This window comes from Aestuariivivens marinum (assembly GCF_022662175.1).
In the GTDB taxonomy this organism is placed as follows: Bacteria; Bacteroidota; Bacteroidia; order Flavobacteriales; family Flavobacteriaceae; genus Aestuariivivens; species Aestuariivivens marinum.
Window position 1 is genome coordinate 1,648,820 of sequence record NZ_JAKMCR010000001.1, and the last position, 20,325, is coordinate 1,669,144.

11 protein-coding genes are annotated in these 20,325 nt (G+C 36.1%); 7 read left to right on the forward strand and 4 right to left on the reverse strand.

The genetic code is table 11. The features are described 5' to 3' along the window. The first annotated feature begins 29 nt into the window (after positions 1-29). Positions 30-968: a YihY/virulence factor BrkB family protein gene (locus tag MR053_RS07185; protein ID WP_242131761.1), complete on the forward strand. Its 939-nt coding sequence runs from the start codon at positions 30-32 to the stop codon at positions 966-968. A gap of 3 nt (positions 969-971) precedes the next feature. Continuing rightward, positions 972-3,425 carry a replication restart helicase PriA gene (priA, locus tag MR053_RS07190; RefSeq protein ID WP_242131762.1) on the forward strand — a complete coding sequence of 818 codons (2,454 nt, stop codon included), beginning with the start codon at positions 972-974 and terminating at the stop codon, positions 3,423-3,425. A 25-nt stretch (positions 3,426-3,450) separates the two neighbouring features. Here priA and MR053_RS07195 read toward each other — a convergent pair whose 3' ends face one another. After that, positions 3,451-4,146, reverse strand: coding sequence for a LytR/AlgR family response regulator transcription factor (locus tag MR053_RS07195; protein ID WP_223549147.1), 696 nt, complete (start codon positions 4,144-4,146; stop codon positions 3,451-3,453). 206 nt (positions 4,147-4,352) lie between these two features. Between MR053_RS07195 and rpsF the strand changes: the two genes are divergently transcribed. The 5 genes from rpsF to hisS all read left to right on the forward strand — a co-directional run bounded on the left by rpsF (position 4,353) and on the right by hisS (position 8,184). Next, a complete protein-coding gene (rpsF, locus tag MR053_RS07200; RefSeq protein WP_242131763.1) occupies positions 4,353-4,691 on the forward strand; it encodes a 30S ribosomal protein S6 in 339 nt (112 codons plus the stop codon). A 2-nt stretch (positions 4,692-4,693) separates the two neighbouring features. Beyond that, complete coding sequence (gene rpsR / locus MR053_RS07205) at positions 4,694-4,990, forward strand: 30S ribosomal protein S18 (RefSeq protein ID WP_130938278.1); 297 nt, start codon at positions 4,694-4,696, stop codon at positions 4,988-4,990. A gap of 13 nt (positions 4,991-5,003) precedes the next feature. Next, positions 5,004-5,456 (forward strand): 50S ribosomal protein L9, encoded by a 453-nt coding sequence (gene rplI / locus MR053_RS07210; protein ID WP_242131764.1) that lies wholly within the window; start codon positions 5,004-5,006, stop codon positions 5,454-5,456. A gap of 235 nt (positions 5,457-5,691) precedes the next feature. Further along, positions 5,692-6,159, forward strand: coding sequence for a DUF6495 family protein (locus MR053_RS07215; protein ID WP_242131765.1), 468 nt, complete (start codon positions 5,692-5,694; stop codon positions 6,157-6,159). Between the two features lie 408 nt (positions 6,160-6,567). After that, complete coding sequence (gene hisS, locus MR053_RS07220; protein ID WP_255744891.1) at positions 6,568-8,184, forward strand: histidine--tRNA ligase; 1,617 nt, start codon at positions 6,568-6,570, stop codon at positions 8,182-8,184. Between the two features lie 95 nt (positions 8,185-8,279). Here the strand turns inward: hisS and MR053_RS07225 are convergent, their stop codons facing one another. The 3 genes from MR053_RS07225 to MR053_RS07235 all read right to left on the reverse strand — a co-directional run bounded on the left by MR053_RS07225 (position 8,280) and on the right by MR053_RS07235 (position 20,239). Beyond that, the gene (locus tag MR053_RS07225) at positions 8,280-11,066 is read right to left on the reverse strand and encodes a LamG-like jellyroll fold domain-containing protein (protein WP_242131766.1); all 2,787 of its coding nucleotides are present in this window, start codon (positions 11,064-11,066) and stop codon (positions 8,280-8,282) included. 180 nt (positions 11,067-11,246) lie between these two features. After that, positions 11,247-12,068 carry a hypothetical protein gene (locus MR053_RS07230; RefSeq protein ID WP_242131767.1) on the reverse strand — a complete coding sequence of 274 codons (822 nt, stop codon included), beginning with the start codon at positions 12,066-12,068 and terminating at the stop codon, positions 11,247-11,249. Between the two features lie 179 nt (positions 12,069-12,247). Then, positions 12,248-20,239, reverse strand: a complete 7,992-nt coding sequence (locus MR053_RS07235; protein WP_242131768.1) for a LamG-like jellyroll fold domain-containing protein — start codon at positions 20,237-20,239, stop codon at positions 12,248-12,250. Positions 20,240-20,325: the final 86 nt, after the last annotated feature.

Consider the following 20,325-nt stretch of genomic DNA (forward strand, 5'->3'; position numbering starts at 1 on the left):
TTAATAGGCCAAAACAAAAGGGTGTTTTAATGACTAAACCTATAGAAGATAATCTCGATAAAATCCCGATTTTAAATGTTCTAATCCGATTTTTTAAGCAAATTAAATTACCAGGTTTAGAAGGACTGTCATTTTATGATTTATTAGAACTTTATATCACTGGTATTGTAAAAGGAGCACTAACAACACGTGCTAGTGCCATTGCTTTTAGTTTTTTTACAGCTTTGTTCCCCTTTTTGTTGTTTGTTATTATTATTATTCCGGAAATTCCGGTAGCAAATTTCCAAGATGATTTTATGAATTTTTTGAAATCGTTTTTACCACCAAGTACTTCCGATTTTTTCTTTGACAACATTTTTAAAAATATAGAAAGCTCCAAACGAGGCGGCTTATTGTCATCGGTTTTTGTGCTATCTATTGCTTTAATGGCCAATGGGGTGAATGCTATATTCTCTGGTTTTGAAAATTCGTACCATGAACAATTGAGCCGAAATGTTTTTAAGCAATATCTGTATGCTTTAGGAATCGCTTTAATATTGGCTTTTTTACTTATTATAACCATTGTGGTTTTGGGGTATTTTCAAATTTATGTGGTTCAAGGATTGGTAGATGTGTTAAATAACACGGGTTATGTTGAGCCTGATACCGTTTTTTGGTACGATATAGCTAAATATGTGTTTTTTGTTATTATGGTCTATATTGCTACAGCCACATTATATTACTTCGGAACAAAAGAAGGTCGTGAGTCCAAGTTTTTTTCAGTAGGTGCCTTATTTACTACCTTGCTTATCATTTCTACCTCTTATTTGTTTGGTGTCTATATTGAGAATTTTAGTCAATACAACAAACTGTATGGTTCTATTGGAGCGCTGTTAATATTGTTATTCTATTTATGGCTCAATGCTAATATTTTGCTTTTAGGTTACGAACTTAATGTGTCTTTAAATAAACTTCGGAAAAGGAGGTAGTTTATGGGTAACTATATAGATGTTATAATTCCTATACCGCTTCAAAAGCTATTTACATATAGTATTTCTGCTTCCGAAGCTAATTTTATTGAAAAAGGCATGCGGGTAGCTGTTCCCTTTGGAAAATCCAAAATATATACAGGTATTGTTGCAGGTATTCATCAAACACCACCAACGGTCTATGAAGCTAAAGAAATACATCAAATATTAGATGATGTACCTTTGGTAAACGATTTACAATTGCAGTTTTGGCAATGGATAGCTAGTTATTATATGTGTACTTTAGGTGATGTAATGCGTGCTGCCTTACCAAGTGCTTTTATTTTGGAAAGTGAAACCAGTATTGTTAAGAACAAAGGTGTCTCCATTGATGAATCGGAATTAAAGGATGATGAATTTTTGGTTTTTGAAGCTTTGCAATACCAGTCTTCTTTAAAGGTTCAGGATGTTATGGGTATTCTGGATAAAAAACAGGTGTTACCTATTATAAATAGATTGATAGAGAAAAATGTTGTTTTTCTTGAGGAAGAAGTCTATGAAAAGTATAGGCCCAAATTGGTGCGTTATGTAAAATTGAACGTCAATTATACTTCTGAAAAAGCACTTCAAAGGTTATTGGACGATTTGGGGAGAGCACATAAACAAAAAGAGGTGGTCCTGACCTTGTTTTCAATAGCAGCAAAAACAAAAAAACCAGTTAAGGTTTCAGATTTATCAACAGAAAGTGGTGTTTCCACCTCAATAATTAAAGCATTAATTGACAAAGGGATTCTTTTAGAATATCATATCCAAACAGATAGGATTTCTTATAAAGGAGGGGAGTTGCATGAAACTAAGATATTAAACACAGACCAGATACAGGCTTTAGATGCTATTAAAAAAGCATTCCATAAACATGACGTTGCTTTGCTTCATGGCGTGACGTCTTCAGGAAAAACCGAAGTCTATTCAAAGTTAATTGAAGATATAGTAGAACAGGGTAGGCAAGTATTGTATTTACTTCCCGAAATAGCTTTAACCACCCAACTTATAGGCAGATTGCGACTATATTTTGGTGAACGCATATCGGTATATCATTCTAAATACTCCTCACAGGAGCGAGTTGAGGTATGGAAAAATGTATTGCAGTCTGCTTCGAAAGCTCAAATTATAGTGGGGGCAAGATCTTCCGTCTATTTGCCATTTAATGATTTGGGACTCATCATTATTGATGAAGAACACGAGCAGTCCTTCAAACAGTTTGATCCGGCACCGCGTTACCATGCACGCGATACGGCCATTGTGTTGGCTAAAATGCATCAAGCAAAAACCCTTTTGGGATCTGCGACACCTAGTTTGGAAAGTTATTTTAATGTACAACAAGATAAATATGGTTTGGCAGAAATCAGCAGGCGTTATAATAACGTTTTAATGCCAGAGATTCAATTGGTAGATCTAAAAGATAAACACAAGCGAAAGCGTATGAAAGGACATTTTAGTGACACGCTTTTGGATGCTATGACAGAAACTTTAGACGAGGGTTCTCAAATTATTTTATTTCAAAATAGGAGGGGATTTTCTCCTATAGTAGAATGTATTACTTGCGGACATGCTCCACAATGCCCCAATTGCGATGTAAGTTTAACCTATCACCAATATAGAAATCAGCTACGTTGCCACTATTGTGGGTATAATACAGTAATGCATAAAAACTGTGAGGCCTGTGGAAGTTCGGAATTGGATTCAAAAGGTTTTGGTACAGAGCAAATTGAGGAAGAAGTTAAAATATTGTATCCTAAGCACAAAGTTGCTAGGATGGATTTGGACACTACTCGAGGCAAATATGGTTACGAAAAGATTATTACAGCTTTTGAACAGCAAGAAATTGATGTTTTGGTTGGAACCCAAATGCTAACAAAAGGGCTTGATTTTAGAAATGTAAAATTAGTAGGCATAATGAATGCCGATACAATGCTGAATTTCCCTGACTTTAGGGCACATGAGCGTAGTTTTCAATTAATGTTACAAGTTGCTGGCAGGGCAGGTCGTACCAACGAACGGGGTAAGGTATTAATTCAAACCTATAACCCTTATCATAATATTTTACAACAGGTTACTACTAATGATTACCAGGTCATGTTTAAGGAACAGCTAAACGATAGGTATAACTTTAAGTATCCTCCAATTTATAAACTTATTAAAATAACTTTAAAGCACAAGGACTTTAATAAGGTGGAACAGGCTTCAGTATGGTTGGCCAAGTCCTTACAGCAAATTTTTTCTAAATATGTATTGGGACCAGAATCACCACCAATAGCAAGGATTAGAAATCAGTTCCATAAAAACATTTTGGTAAAGATTCCTCAAGGGCAGTCCTTGTCAAAAACAAAAGAAGCTATTATTAAAATAAATAACAGCTTCTTTAGTATTAAAGAATTTCGGTCGGTTAAAATGACTTTAAATGTTGATAACTTTTAGTGAGAGATAGATTTTTATAAAATCCCTAAATGTTATTTAAGGCATCAACCAATTGGGTTTTTTTATTCCTGCTTAAAGGAATTTCATAAGCGCCTACTTCAACATTTTTACTATTAAATCGATCAATCTTATCTAAGTTAACAATATAAGATTTATGGATTCTTAAAAATTTATTTTCAGGTAATTCTTTTTCAAAGGCTTTCATGGTAGATAATACCACAAGGCTAGTTTCTTCGGTAACTAATTTTACATAATCCCCAAGAGCTTCAATCCATTTAATATCCTTTATATATACCTTACGTTTTTTAAGGTTACTTTTCACAAAAATATGTTCGCCTTCTTCCTCGCTAAAGTCTAATTTTAATTTGTGTTGTTCTAGGGCTTTTTCTACAGAGGTGTTGAAGCGTTCTTTTGTTATAGGCTTATGCAAATAATCGGTAGCATCATAATTAAATGCTTTAAAGGCATATTCGGTTTTACCGGTAACAAAAATAATTTGTGGTTTGTTATTTAATACGTCTAGAAGTTCGAAACCATTTAAAACAGGCATTTCAATATCTAAAAAGATAAGATCAACTTGGTGCGTATTTAAACCATTCTTTGTTTCTAGAGCACTGCTGTACTCTGCAATTAAGTTAAGCGATGGATGATTCTCTACCAGCTTTACAATCGAGAGACGCTGTATTGCTGAGTCGTCTACTACTACACAGTTTAAAGTCATAACATTTTAATATTTCGGTTAAGTATCGACAATAGTACAAAAAATTCGGTTAAAAACCAAAAATCATCGATTAAATGCTTAATTTAACAAAAATTTAACATTTAATGAATGACATTATAACTAGTTGTAATAAGTTGGGTTTCACTTGCAATATATGAAATATTTAGCTATTTTTGCACCCATTTTTAACAATAAATTAGATTTTTATGAATCATTACGAAACTGTTTTCATCTTAAATCCCGTTTTATCTGAAGATCAGATAAAGGAAACAGTAAAGAAATATGAAGATTTTCTTGTTTCAAAAGGGGCTAAGATGGTATCTAAAGAAGATTGGGGGCTTAAAAAATTGGCTTACCCTATTCAAAACAAGAAAAGTGGTTTTTACCATTTGTTTGAGTACACCGTTGCAGGTGATGCAATTGGTCAATTGGAGCTAGAGTTTAAGCGTGACGAGCGTTTTATGCGTTACTTAACCGTAAAATTAGATAAACACGCTGTAGCTTGGGCAGAAAGAAGAAGAGAAAAACTTAAAGTAAAAGCTTAATTATGGCATCAATAGATCAACAAGCAAAAGGAAAAAAAGACGGAGAAATCAGGTATTTAACTCCGCTTAATATAGAAACCAACAAACAAAAGAAATATTGTCGTTTCAAAAAGTCTGGTATTAAGTACATAGACTATAAAGATCCAGATTTCTTATTAAAGTTTGTAAACGAGCAAGGTAAAATTTTACCACGACGTTTAACAGGAACCTCTTTAAAGTATCAAAGAAAAGTTTCTGTGGCCGTAAAAAGAGCGCGTCACTTGGCTTTAATGCCTTACGTAGCAGATTTATTAAAATAAAATACCGATAACAATGGAACTTATATTAAAACAAGACGTTGAAAACTTAGGATTTAAAGACGATGTTGTAACAGTTAAGAGCGGTTATGGTAGAAATTATTTAATTCCTCAAGGCCATGCTATTTTAGCTACGCCATCTGCCAAGAAGGTTTTGGCAGAGAATTTAAAGCAAAGGGCTTATAAAGAAAAGAAAATTGTAGACGATGCCAATAAAACTGCTGAAGCATTAAAGGCTTTAGAGATTAAAATAACTTCTAAAGTTGGTGCTGGAGATAAATTATTTGGTTCTGTAAACAATATTGATGTGGCTAACGCTTTAGAGAAAGAAGGTCATGAGATAGACAAAAAATTCATCAATGTGATTGGTGGAAACGTAAAACGTTTAGGCAAATATACTGCTATTGTACGTTTACACAGAGAGGTTACTGTTGAATTACCTTTTGAAGTTATTGCACAAGCAAATTAATTTTATAGTATATAATTTTCAAGCCTCAACCTTAGTTGGGGCTTTTTTGTTCAGGTTGTTTATAAAGTGTCATTCAGAAGGAGGCTATAGCCGACTGAAGAATCTTATCTCATTAGGATTCATCGCTTCAACTTAGATTACCCTCAGTTTGGCAGCGTGAATGACGAGATAAATTACTTTCAGAATTGCCTATGCTACTTGAGGCTTTTCAGTACAATAAAAAATAAGAGGTAAAATGAAATATTCAAGACTTACCAAAGAACAATTTGAGGAACTGCACCAAGAGTTTATCAATTTTTTGGCCACACAGTCCATTACTGCCGATGAATGGGCCAACTTAAAGCAAAACAAACCCGAGCTAGCCGAAACCGAATTGGATGTGTTTAGTGATCTCATTTGGGAAGGGGTTTTAAACCAAGCGGAATATTTAGAGCACATCTCTGCTCAACACATGTATTTGTTCCATTTGGGTGAAGACCATATGAGTGCCATTGTTTTAAATGTTAAAAATGATGTAGATATTACCACTAAGGAGGGGTATCAGTGGCTAAGGGATAACTTGATGGATGAGAATGTAGAATTCTTTCAAGCGGATAAGGATTATAGCGATGACAAAAACTTGGATAAGTTTAAAATGATTGAACAAGGCGCAGTAATCACTAAAGGGGAGTTGTATCAATATTTTGATAAGCTAATTAATTAGGGAGATTAGTATTCAGTTTGCAGTTTGCAGTTGCAGTATAAAGTCTGGCTGTAAACGATAACATAAGATTGAATGAGATTTACTATTCGCAAATAGCACAATTACTTAATTCCAGTATGCAATTGGCAGTTGCTATGCATAATTATATTAATAGCTTTTGCCTCTTAGCATCTTGGCGATAAAATTAGATTGAATAAGATTGGATTTTAAGATTGAGAAAAACATTGCCAATAGAATCCTTAATAGCCAACAAAAACTAATTATCATTTTAGTTTCACTGTAGAGATTGCCACGCTTTTTTTATTGAAAAAGCTCGCAATGACAATATCATTAATTATTTTTGTCAGACCCCATCATAAAGAAACCTCTGTGATGGTATGATAAGGAGCTAATTACTAAAAACTAATAATGCAAAAACCAAGTATTCCAAAAGGAACCCGAGATTTTAACCCAGAACAGGTAGCAAAACGTAACTATATTTTCAATACCATTCGCAATACTTTTGAAACTTTTGGATTTCAACCTATTGAAACACCTAGTTTTGAGAATTCAGAAACTTTAATGGGGAAATATGGGGATGAAGGAGATCGACTTATTTTTAAGATTTTGAATTCTGGGGATTTTTATAAAGCATTATTAATGGACGATGCCGTTACCCTCTTCGGTTTAGAAAAATTTTATAATTATCTTGATCAGTCATTAAATAAAGATAAAGGTATCTTGATAGATTCAATTGAAAATGAATTAAAACAGGGCTACAATGAAGATTATTACGGCAAAATTAAAGATTATATTTTAAATATTAAAGAAATTGATTTTTCTAAATCTTTACCTTTACAAGATAGCTATAAGGCAAAATGTAAAAAAATAATTTTGCTAAAGTGTGCTCGTTTATTTCTTTTTGATTCAAAAACACATATATCAAAAATCTCCGAAAAAGCACTTCGCTACGATTTAACAGTGCCTTTTGCACGTTATGTGGTACAACACCAAAACGAGATAGAATTTCCGTTTAAACGTTATCAAATCCAACCTGTTTGGCGAGCAGATAGACCTCAAAAAGGTCGGTTTAGGGAATTTTACCAATGTGATGCAGATGTAGTAGGCAGTAAATCGCTTTGGCAAGAAGTTGAGTTTATTCAATTATATGATAGTGTTTTCAAAGCTTTAAAGCTGAAGGGTGTTACTATTAAAATCAATAACCGTAAAATTTTATCGGGTATTGCTCAAGTGATTGGTGCTAGTGATAAGCTTATCGATTTTACTGTGGCCTTGGATAAACTGGATAAAATAGGCGAGAATAAAGTGAAGGAAGAAATGCTTTCTAAAGGCATTTCGGAAGAAGGAATTACTAAGCTACAGCCATTATTTTCTTTGTCGGGAACTTTTGAAGACCAAATAGAAAGTCTAAAAGCTATTTTGTCAACATCAGAAGTTGGATTAAAAGGTATTCAGGAAATAGCATTTATAGATAAGGCTATTTCCGAATTGGATCTATCTACTGCAAAACTACAACTGGATGTGACTTTAGCCCGAGGACTAAACTACTACACGGGAGCTATTTTTGAAGTAGCTGCACCAACTTCAGTAAAAATGGGGTCCATAGGGGGCGGTGGCCGTTATGATGACCTAACGGGTATTTTTGGCATGAAAGATATAAGTGGAGTGGGTATTAGTTTTGGGCTCGACCGTATTTATTTGGTGTTGGAAGAGTTGAACTTGTTTCCAGAAACAGTGACTAAAAATATTGAGGTACTGTTTATTAATTTTGGTGAACAGGAAGCCTTATTTTCACTCAAGGCAATTAAACAATTGCGTTCAAATGGAATTAATGCAGAGCTTTATCCTGATGCTGCTAAAATGAAAAAACAAATGAATCACGCCAATAAGCGTAATATTCCTTATGTGGTTTTAGTAGGTGAATCGGAAATAGCATCCAATATGTATACGCTTAAAAATATGGTCAAGGGAGATCAGGAGCAGGTAAGTCTTGAAGCTTTAATAGGTAAATTAAAACAAAAATAGAGAGTCCCAAATTATTTTGAGACTCTCGTAATTAGCAGAGTTAATGGTAGATTTGGGGTATTAAGCGACTAACTCAAACTAACATGAACTAAAACTTAATATATGAGTACTTTTTTCGATAGTGTGCTGTCTATCGTTTCCATTTTTATGACGTAGGTTCCAGTAGGTGTTTTTTTTGCTTTAAGCTCTTGGTAATTTTCATTTTTAAGGTTTGTAAACTCATAAATAGACTGACCTATTACATTATATATTTTAATGGCTTTAATTTCCTTTAATTTAGGATTATGAAGAATAAAGCTTTGTTTTTCATTCGAGAAATAGACATTTAAAGAGTTGTTATCAATACGGTTAGTGCTTAAAGATGGAGCGTTGGAATTTTTAAAAGTGATTTCGAAACGCTCTGTATGCTCACCGGCAGAAAGAAAAACTTCATAAGGTTCTTGCTTCAAATCTTGGTAAATGTTTAGTGCCTTATCATGAAGGTAAATCAGTTTATCGGAATCAACATTTTCTAATTTGTCAATTTTAAGGGATGATAATCCGTCAACATTGGTTTTTATAGCCAATGGAAGCACTTGTTCACTATTAAAATTGGCAACGGCTTGAATGGTTAGTTTAGCACCGCTATCTATAGACCAATACATATCTTCCTTGTTGTCTTCAAATAAATCGGCATCGTAGCCTATGTCGAAACCACTAGTGGCATTTTCGTCAACACCTACGAGTAACTCACGATAATAGCCATTGGGAGAACTGTACAGTAACCTAATTTTTTGTCTGACATCTACTGTTTTATTTACAATATTTTTGAAACTTGTAGATTTCAAAATAGTGGAGGAGGCATCCGATTCTCTTTGGAACACCCGTTGGCTATTTTTAAAAGCAATATCTCCCCCTAGTAACAAGGTATTGTTGTCTTCGGTGTTTCTGGCAAATACAAAAAAACCTTGACCTACAGGAATGTATTGCTCGGGTGTTTTTGTTTTCGGTTTTCCTGTGGTGTTAATTCGTGTGTCATTATTTATGGAAGGAATACCACCCATAAGTGAGTAGGTAGCATAGCCTCCTTTGTAATCCTGTATGGCATGGGTGCTATTGGCATAATGATCCCAGAAATATAAGGAACCATTAATAACATTAATTATATTTCTCCCTCCAGCTACCATACTAATATTGTCCTTTATAAATGCGCTGGCGTCCAAGGCTGAAGGATATGGATTGCCTACTAAATAATCATTTCCGGTAGCAATTGTTAATGCGATGTCTCCATTATTTGGCATTCCGTTAAAAACATAATTTTGTGTTTGGGAAATCGCACCATGGGTATTATCGACTCCTTTCATGGTGAAGCCCTCTCCTGGATAAATGGTTCCAGTGCTTCTCATATGTTGCCATTGTGAATTGGTGTAACCTATTTTTTTTGCATACTTCCAAATCCAATAATCGGCAATGGTGGCTCCTACAGTATTAGCTATGCCTGGAGCCCCATCGTATCCCGAAGAGGCAAATGCTATGTCCAGTGGATTTGAGGAGACCACAGCATCCTTTAACACATCTGGTACCGTAAAATTGTTTTGGGTACTGGTACTGTCTGTTGCGATATTGTTTGTACCAACGGGAGAAGACCAATAGTTATAGGTAAACATATCCTTTGTGCCTTGTTGGTCTTTTTCCAGTGTACCTGTACTGGCTTCTGATAGAATACAACCTTCATCTTGCAGGAGTTGGGATTCCCCTATTAAATCTATTTTGCCATCCAACCTTAAATAATGGGATATATATAGTGCGTGGCCAGTGTTTAATTCATCTAGAGGCTCATTGGGGTTGGCGATATTGAGTTGGCTGTTGGTGTCCATGACTAAACCAAGCAGGTTAATGTTGCTATTTGGGCCGTTTATAGTATGGGAAAGTTTAACAATATTCCAGTCTATTGTAGTAACGCCATCAATACCAATGGTATTGGGGGAATTCCAAACCGTATCCCCAAAGCTCCAAGGTGTAGAAGTTGTTTTATCTAACCAATTGCCATTAGCTTTTGTTGTATAGGGAAGAGGGGCAGTTTGTTCCTGTTTAGTAGTCATGTTCTCTGGACTTCCATTTCTAGCGTAACTGGATTTATCGGTTGCATCGTTAGCGTTCATGTTGTAATAACCTTCCAGATTGTTCCAAAGCAAACCGCCAGAGATTTTCAAAGGAATGATTTTACCTTTTATGGCGACACCATCTTGTTCAATTTCCTGATTCATCATTTCATGTATTTGATCAGGTGTCAGGGCTATATTCCAAAGGCGTACTTCATCAATAAAACCATTAAAATAATTATTGGGTGAAGTAGGTGTATCACTGTTATACGTTGCACCTATTAAGAATTTTTCATCACCATAAGAAGGTTGGGGCGAACTAGCACTTCCAACTTCTATTCCATCTATGAATAGTTTAGCCAATGAACCATTATAGGTGGCAGTAATATGATACCAGCGATTATTAGTTATGGGATATGGGGAGGTTATATCAACTAGTATTAAGCCTAAATTATTATAGAACTTAAGATTGGGATGGTTGTTTTTTATAGTGAATTGATATCCGCTACCATGTGATGTTTTTGTGTTGCTTTTGGAAATGATTGTTCCTGTAGATACTGTTGTTTCTTGAAGTATCCAGGCTTCCATTGAAAATGTAGTATCAAATTCAAAAGCCGTGTTGTCACCAAAATCAATATAATCATTTATACCATCAAAGTCTAATTTGGAAGGTTTGTTTGGAGGGCTTAGGTTCTGCCTGTTTATTGATTTTACACTATAGCATAAAGCCATTAAGCTTTTGCATAACAATAAACAGGTTATGATAATGAAATACTTTCTTTTGAATGAAAGTGTTCTCATTAGGTTAAGTTTTAGTTGGGGTTAATATTTATATTATAAAATTATATTTATAATCTATGAAATGCAAATAAAATCGACAAAATACATAATTTTAAATATTTTTATAAAGGATATGTATAAAAAAGTGTTTAAAAAATTTATTTTTTAGACACTTTAGATTGATTGTAATGACTAATTCTTTTAATTTATGATGAGTTGTTTAGAGGACATTTTACCATCATCACTTTCAACCGTTACAATGGCATGATTACTATTTAAATTTGATAGGTTGGTTTTTATGAGGTTATCCCTTAGATTATTTTTTGAATATAGTTTTTGACCGTTAATATTATAAACAGTTATTTTGTTTATATTGCTTCCATCACTGGTTTTTATGTATAACTCTTTAGAGCTTCTTAAATAATTTATTTGAGCATACTCTATAGATTCATCCGCTATTGATAGGCTGTTTTTAGCTAAAGCACTAGAATTGTCTTTAAAAGCAATGAAAAAGCGATCAAGGTATTCACCATTAGTCATATTCTCAGTGAAGGTGGCCTTATTTATTTTTGTATAAGTTTCATAAAGTGAATCGTATATGTAAACATTTATGGGAGTTTCAAAATTTTCAAGTTCTTGGAGATCAATCTTAATATTTCCATCATTTTTCAAAAACATCCCGAGTGGATATTGTTTGTTATCATCAAAAGCTCCAACACCTTGTATTAAATATCTATCATCGTCAATCATCCAATTTAAATCGTCTGGAAGATCGTCTCTATTCAAGGCATCATATCCAAAATCAAAACCATCACTTGCACTATCATCTGATGTAAAACCTAATAATAAATATCTTATAATCCCATTTGGAGATGTAAAATAAATACGGACTCTTTGAATTTCTGTTGAAGTTGAAGAAGAGTTTTTAGAATTATTAACATTGTTTGTATTAGTTGCATTAATTATTCCATTAAAAAGGAATAGGATAGCAAGTATTAAACATAAGCGAGTAATTTTTGTCATTAGATTTGGGTTTAATAGACATTAAATTAAATTGCTGATGCAATATAAAACAAAATTAGTAATATAACGATAAAATACAAAAAAATACGATAAAGTGTAAAATATATAAACTGTTAATCGATAAAGTGCATATAAAAATGGACAAAAAGTCCATTCTTTAATTTTTTACTTTTAGTTATTTATTGTCCAACAACTATCTTTTTATTTATCGATCCTGTTTCTGTTTGAACCTTGATTATGTAGCTACCTTCTGAAATATTTCTTACTGGAATTTTTATATCATTTGAAAAATGAACCGTATTGGATATATCCCATTTATTGATTGTTTGCCCCAAAATATTGATTAAATATATTTTCTTTAAAATTATATTATTGTTTGTTTTAACATGTATTTCATTGGTTCTTTGAAGGTAATTAACTCCTATTTGCTCAAGTAACTCATCATTAGTGGAAAGGGAATTCTTTTTAGAGAAGGTCACATAAAATCTGTCAAGATACGTACCCGGATCTAAAGTTATATTGAATTCTTGATTATTGATTTTTGTATAATTACCTAATAGAGAATCATATATATAGACTTTGGTATTTGAAGGTAAGTTTTCCAATCCGGTTAAATGAATTTCAATTAGTCCTCCAGTTTCAGAAAATATAGCAAGGGGATATTCCTTGTTTTCATCAAATTCCCCAACGCCTTGAATGATATAATTTTTATCACCAATTCTAAAGAGCATATCGTTCGGGTGGTTTTCTCTATTTATGGCGTCATATCCAAAATCAAAACCATCAGTAGCTGAATTATCGGGAGTAAACCCTAATAATAAAGGTCGTTTTGCTCCTTCAGGTGTTCTAAATAATATTCGAACCCTTTGTATATCATCAATTTCTTGGTTATTTTGTGGAGCTGGTGTATTTGTTTTTCCTTTCGTATTGGTTTGTTTCATAAACACAGACTCCCCACCTTGTTCTGTTTTAAAAACGCGATGTCTATTATGGAAAGTCACATCCCCTGAACCAGAACCAGATTCAACTGCATACACAAAAAAGCCTTGTCCTACAGGAATATAATAGTCCGGTATTTTATTGGATGATCCAATGCCACTTATTTCATATCCATCAATGGTTATTAATGGTGCCACGGCTTGATTTCCACCAATTAAAGTTAGTTGTGCATAACCACCTTGATAGTCTCTCAGTACGTGTGTGTTATTTGTATCGTAATGTACCCAAAAGTAAAGGGCTCCATCAAAACTCGAGGAGGTACCTGGGTTACCACCTGGGATATTGTCCTTAATGAATTTTCTAGCATCAAAGGCAGATGGGTATGGATTTCCAACTAATGCTTCATTGCCAAATGATATTGGTGTTGTGATGGTTCCATTATGGGGAAGTCCATCAAAAACATAATTTTGTTCATTTCCAGAGGCACCACTACCTTTCATTGTAAAACTTAGACCTGGGGTTAAGGTTCCTGTTTCTTGTAAATATTCCCAATTAGCATAAAAGTTAATAGGATTGTTCTTGAATGCCCATATCCAGCGTCTGCTCAAAGTAATACCCGATGTAGTTGGATTAGCATTATATCCACTAGTCCATTGTAAAGGTAATGGATTGTTAGTATCTGTACCATCCTTTAACACACCGCTAACGTTGTACGCCCCATTATAAGTAGGACTTACGGGTGAGCTCCAATAATTATAATTATATAAATTAGATTGCCCTTGTTGGTCACGTTCTAAGTGTCCAGAACTAGCAGCGTCCAAAATACTTTCGCTTACTTGGTTAGTTATTTCCGGCGTGCTTGCATTGTTGTCATGATCATAATACCCGTATTTTTTCTGAATGAGTTGCGATTCACCAATTAAATCAATTAACCCATTTAAAAGTAAATAATGTGAAATATTTAGTTCATGTCCAGGATTGTTTTCATCTTGAGTGCCAGTGTTAGTAATTGTAAGTTCGGCAGTATCTACAAGTAGTCCAAGTAGGGTTAAATCTTGTAAATCTGAAGTAATATTATGCCCTGTTCTTACAATATTCCAATCTATAGGATCTCCATTAATACCTGTGCTATTTGGGTGGTCCCATACAGAGTGTCCCCACTTCCAAGGAGAAGCAGCATCATTTCCAGTTGTGTTAACGGCATTCCAATTACCATCCTCATCAGATTCATATGGTAGTGGTGCTGTTTCTTGTTGGGTGGTTTCAATATTGCGCATTTGTCCGTCTGGACCAATTCCAAAAGTTGATGTCAAGTAACCTGTTCCCGAGAGTGCAGCAGGTTGAAGCATTCTATAATAACCTGTTAAAGTAGACCAATTTAATCCAGCAACATCAATTGGAACTACTGAACCTCTGGTAGCGGTTCCGTTACTTTCAATAGTCTGATTCATCATTTGTCGAATCTGTTCTACAGTTAATGCTGTGTTCCAAATGCGTAATTCCTGCATCCATCCACTGTAGTAATTAACGGGGTTTGGATTACCACCAGCGGGATTTTGATCCATGGCGCCGAGCATAAATTCGTCACTATTTGAGATAGGTATAGTACCAGTTCCCGAACCTACTTGGATACCATCTACATATAAAATATAATCAGATCCATCATATGTTAGGGCAATATGATACCATCTATTGGTTCCTAAAGCATTAGAAGCCGATATAATACCTCCGTTGTTATACCTGAATAAAAGATTTGTGCCTTCTAATCTTAAATCGTATCCATGAGAGAGGTCTGATGCGTCTCTTTTCGAGAAAATGGTTTGTATAGCATTATTGGCTCCACCGTCATTTTGGGTAGGATCCGGTTTTACCCAGATTTCAAAACTAAAAGGACCACTTAAATTGTATTCATTCTGAAATGTTACGTGATCATTGTCACCATCAAAGTCCAAGGTATTACAACCTTCTCCAAATGAAATCACAACAAGATCTTGATCACAATCAATCTCCCAAAGTAATTGATAGGTTGTACCAGCTTGACCTGTAAAAATCGCATTAGGATCGGTTATGCTAGAGAAACTACCTCCGGTACCTGATACTATATACCAACTTCCGGGTAAAGGGGTGCCATTAGAATCTGTTCCTGAGGCATTTAAAACTGTAGAGGTTACACCGCAATTTGCAACACTTAAATCTTGATCAGGGCCTGCATTGGCGGTTGTTTCTAAAGGTTGGGTTACATCTATGGATGCATTTTCCGTACATCCATTGGCATCTGTAACATCTACGGTATAGGTTCCAACAGCTAAATTAATTGCTGTTTGAGTAGTTTGCCCATCACTCCATAAATAGGAATATGGTGCCGTACCACCTGACGGATAAATTTTTGCTGTTCCACCATTTGCGCCTTGGTAACATTGTGGTTCATTGAATTCAGTGGATAAGGTTAGTACAGTTGGTTGTGTAATGGTTACGTTTCTTGAGATCTGACAGCCGTTAGCATCTGTTGCCACTACGTTATAAGTTCCAGGAGCAAGACCTGTTGCCGTTTGAGTAGTTTGACTATTGCTCCATAGATAGGTATAAGGTGCAGTACCTCCAGTAACATTTATAGTGCCGGTTCCATCAGCAGCTCCATTACATAATACATTAGTTTTGGAGGTTGTTGCGTCTAAGGCTGTTGGTTGGCCAATAGTAACACTAGCTGTAGCTGTACAATTATTGGCATCTGTTACTGTAACGGAATAACTGCCTGCTGCTAAACCTGTAGCTTCTTGAGTTGTTTGACCATTACTCCATAAGTATGTATATCCAGGTCCGGGTGTTCCTCCGGCAGGAGTTACTATTGCAGTACCATTGCTGTTACCGAAACAGAGTGGTTCTGTACCAATAGCTGTTGCTGTAAGCAATGGCGGATCCGTAATTGTTAAAGAGGCAAAATCGGTACACCCATTGGCATCGGTAACGGTTACACTATATGTGCCAGCACTTAAATTAGTTGCTGTTTGTGTAGTTTGCCCATTGGACCAAGCATAGGTATAAGGTGCTGTTCCACCGGAAACATTAACCTGGGCATACCCGTTAGAACCACCATGACATGGAGGCACATTAGGATCAAAACTATCTATGGTTAATTCAGGTGGTTCCCCAACCGTTACAGAGGTTGTAAAGGTATAGGGGTCTGAAACATCCATTTCTAAATCCGGATCATAAGTCACGTTAGAATCTGTAACAGTAACTGTATAAGTACCCGGGCTTAGACCTGTTTGATCTTTAGCAGTTGGATTTAAACCACTGCCATCGTTGGTAGTCCATAGATATGTGTACGGAGGTGTACCTCCAAAGGCATCTACAGTAGCTGTACCATTATTGGTTCCAGCATAGCAATCTATATTGGTTGCAGTAGCAATGGCTGTTAAAGGTGACCCTACGGCAATATCAAATCCTGGACAAAAACATTTAGGTTCTCTTTGTCCACAAGGAGTTTTAGCTAATTTGGTCCAGGAGATTAAAAATTTAGATATTTCTATGGTACTACCGCAAACATAGCTGTTGTCTATAAATAAATAGGCGGCTCCCGTTCCAATTTTAACGCCTTCATATAAACATTCTTCAATAGATTCTACAGTCACTTCACCTGTTAAAGGATGGGTGGTAACATATTCCGCCACTACATTTAGGTTATAATTGGTATTATCCCCATGGTCTAAATAAAACCAAATATAAACGGGTTCAGTAATAATAGCTCCTGCAGTACCACAGTCTGAAAGTCTATCTCCATTTTGATCTCCAATATACCAATCCAACAGCTGATAATCTTGTGATACACAGCGGTCACATTCTACGTCGAACTCAATACAAGAATCAATGAATATATCAAAAGAATAACTTACCGTTTGTCCGGATTCGTCTGTAACACTAAGAGCAACTGTTTTGTTGCCTCCAATAGTATAAATAACTTCAATAGTTGAATTGTCGTTTACAGTTGTGTAAGGATTACTGGGTGATTGTACATTAGCTCCAAAATTCCAGGTATAGGTTAAATCACCATAGCCACCTGTAATTAGTGGAACCCCATTCGGGTCAAGTAATCTTACAAATAATCTTTGCAAATCCACAGATAAGTTGGGGTCACAGGCCGCTTCATAATCTAGTACAATGTTAATGATGTCTGCAACTATAATCGTTTCTGTAACTTGACACCCTTTGCTATCAGTAACGATAACAGAATAAGAGCCTTGACTTAGACCAGTTGCAGTAGAACTAGTTTGGCCATTACTCCATAAATAGGTATAAGGTCCCACACCACCACTAGGTGTAGCCTCTGCGATACCGTCAGACTGTCCAACACCAGAAGTAACGGTCGTGCTCATGGCTACTGTTAAGGCATCTGGACTAGAATAGGTTATATTTTGTGCTAATATACAATTGTTGGCATCAGTAATTGTTACTGTATGTGGTCCAGCTGCTAATCCAGTGGCCGTGACTCCGGTTTGTCCATTGCTCCAAGAATACGTATAGGGTTCCACACCCCCAGACGCTGTTACGGTAGCTGTTCCATTATTATCTTCAGCACAACCAATAGTATTAGTTGTGTATGTCGCTGTAATAGGAGTAGGTTCTGTAATGACCACATCCAGTTGTTTTTCACAGCCGTTAGCATCCAAAACCCCTATTGTATGGGTTCCTGCACTTAACCCTGTAAAGGTATTGCTGCCTTGGTAAACACCATTGTTAATGTTGTATTGATATCCAGGAGTACCACCAGTTGCTGTTACTGTTATGGAACCGGTATTGTCGCCATGACAATTAACATCTATATGGGTTTCAGAAATCGTTATATCATCAGGTTCTGTTATCGTGACCGTTGCGGTAACCGGACAATTGTAAAAATCTGTTACCGTTAAAGTATAGGTGCCGGCAGCTAAACCTGTGGCAGCTAAAGTGGTTTGTGCTGAGGGGTCATCCCATAAATAGGTATAAGGCGCTTTACCTCCTGAAACTACGCCACTAGCACTACCAGTCGCTTCTCCATAACATAATACATTTTGCCAACTTGGAATTTCAACTTTTACCCGAGTTGACTCATTTATTGTAACTTCAACAGGATTTGATACACAGCCTTGAGAATCCCTAGTTTGGAAGAAATAAGTACCGTCTATCAAGCCTCCAAAATCGCCATCTGTAGTCCAAGACACGATGACATCACCGTACATTTGATACTCATATCCGCCGTTACCACCTTGACCTTGAACAAGAACGCCTTTAGATCCGGGCTCAAAACAATTGGCATCCGTTAATTGAACATCTGCTATAAGTGCTTCTGTAGGGCCAATAAGAGTGGTTGAAATATCTACAGTACAACCATTAGTATCCCTTGTTGTTATTGTATGGGAGCCACCTATTAAATTGTTAAACGTGCCACTACTTTGAAATGTACCACCATCAATACTATATTCATAAGGTGATGTACCATTAGCTCCAGCTACTGTTATTGATCCGGTTGGACTATCAAAACAGAACAAATTAGTGGATTGATTTGTTATTGTTGACGTTAATTGTGTAGGTTCTGTAATGGTTACCGTACAGGTGCTAGAACAACCTTCGGAGTCGGTTACTGTAATTGTATGCGTGCCGGCTGGTAATGCATTAGGGTCTAAACCACCCCAATTATAGGTATAAGGGCCATTGCCCCCAGACCCGCTAACTGTAGCAATACCATCAGAGCCTCCAAAACAACTTACGTTCTGAGTTACTGAGCTATTACAAACAACAGGATCTATAGTTATAGTTTGTGTTGATGTAGAATCGTTTCCGGCATTATCGGTAAATGTCCAAATAATAGTTGTGGTTGTGGTTATGGGGAATGTTGTATTTGGAACACCCGAAATTGTTCCTCCGGTACAATTGTCGGTAGTTGTTGGTATAGCTGGCGTGTAATCACAACCCCATAATATATTAGTTAAGTTTGGAGCTATGGGTGGAATATTATCAACTACAGTTACATCTGCAAAGCAGCTGGAAGCATTACCATTAGTATCTGTTACATCTAATCTCACCGAATTAAGACCTAAATCGGAACAGTCAAAATCTTCTTTACTTGCTGATAAATCTACGATGCCACAAGCATCACTAGAACCACCATCAATATCTGCTGCTGTTAATGAGCCATTACCATTAGCATCTAAATAAACCGTATAAGCTTGGCAGACCGCAGTAGGCTGTACGTTATCCTCTACAATTACGGTAACGTCGCAAGTATCTGTATTGCCTCCTCCATCGGTGGCAATTAAAGTTACTGTATTAGAACCTACGTCCGTACAATCAAAGTTTGATTGGCTTAAGGATAAAGTAACCCCACAAGGGTTTGCTCCATCGTTACTTCCATTATCCAATAAGGCTGGATCTAAAGTATAGTTCCCGGTATTGTCTAATTGTACGGTTAGTGGAGTTGCTCTGCATATGGCAACAGGATCAATGTCATCAACTACAGTTACGTTGGCCGTACATGTTGATGTATTTCCAGCACTATCAGTTACGATCATATCGACTTGCATGATACCTACATCTGTACAGAAGATGTTCATGGTATTCCCTCCATCGGCAAGTGACACATTTACACTTCCACAAGCATCATAACTTCCATTATTAATAGAGCTTACATTTAATTTATCCCCTGTAGTATTGGCGCCATCGGAATCGAGTATAATTGTAAAGTCTTGGCAAATAGCAACAGGAGGGTCTATATCATTTATAGTCACGGTAAAGCTACAGGTATCTGTATTACCAGCAGGGTCTGTTGCCGTATAGGTAACAGTTGTAGTTCCTACATTAAAAGTATCTCCCGGAGTATGACTGCTTGTAAGTGTTACCGAGCAATTATCACTGGCTGTTGGTGGTGTCCAAGTAGCCGTATTACTACAGGTTCCAGAGATATTGTCCAATATAATGTTTGATGGGCAGTTGGTTAATACGGGATCCGTCACATCATCTACGATTACTGTCTGAGGCACTATTATGGAGTTGCCGTTACCGTCATCGAACGTCCAGTTGATAGTGAACGTGCCTTGCGAGTTATAAGTTAAAGGGTCTGATGTAGTACCAGTGATTGTTCCGGCACAGGCATCGGTTGTTGTTGGGGCAGTAGCTGTTGCAGAACACTCCCCGGTCACGTCTGCAAGGGATGGCGTAACGGGATCCGTCACATCATCTACGATTACTGTCTGAGGCACTATTATGGAGTTGCCGTTACCGTCATCGAACGTCCAGTTGATAGTGAACGTGCCTTGCGAGTTATAAGTTAAAGGGTCTGATGTAG

What these genes read in the sequence shown, in the direction of transcription:
- MR053_RS07185 (WP_242131761.1), top strand. Translation starts at nt 30, where the DNA reads ATGACTAAACCTATAGAAGATAATCTCGATAAAATCCCGATTTTAAAT.
- priA (WP_242131762.1), top strand. Translation starts at nt 972, where the DNA reads ATGGGTAACTATATAGATGTTATAATTCCTATACCGCTTCAAAAGCTA.
- MR053_RS07195 (WP_223549147.1), bottom strand. Translation starts at nt 4,146, where the DNA reads ATGACTTTAAACTGTGTAGTAGTAGACGACTCAGCAATACAGCGTCTC.
- rpsF (WP_242131763.1), top strand. Translation starts at nt 4,353, where the DNA reads ATGAATCATTACGAAACTGTTTTCATCTTAAATCCCGTTTTATCTGAA.
- rpsR (WP_130938278.1), top strand. Translation starts at nt 4,694, where the DNA reads ATGGCATCAATAGATCAACAAGCAAAAGGAAAAAAAGACGGAGAAATC.
- rplI (WP_242131764.1), top strand. Translation starts at nt 5,004, where the DNA reads ATGGAACTTATATTAAAACAAGACGTTGAAAACTTAGGATTTAAAGAC.
- MR053_RS07215 (WP_242131765.1), top strand. Translation starts at nt 5,692, where the DNA reads ATGAAATATTCAAGACTTACCAAAGAACAATTTGAGGAACTGCACCAA.
- hisS (WP_255744891.1), top strand. Translation starts at nt 6,568, where the DNA reads ATGCAAAAACCAAGTATTCCAAAAGGAACCCGAGATTTTAACCCAGAA.
- MR053_RS07225 (WP_242131766.1), bottom strand. Translation starts at nt 11,066, where the DNA reads ATGAGAACACTTTCATTCAAAAGAAAGTATTTCATTATCATAACCTGT.
- MR053_RS07230 (WP_242131767.1), bottom strand. Translation starts at nt 12,068, where the DNA reads ATGACAAAAATTACTCGCTTATGTTTAATACTTGCTATCCTATTCCTT.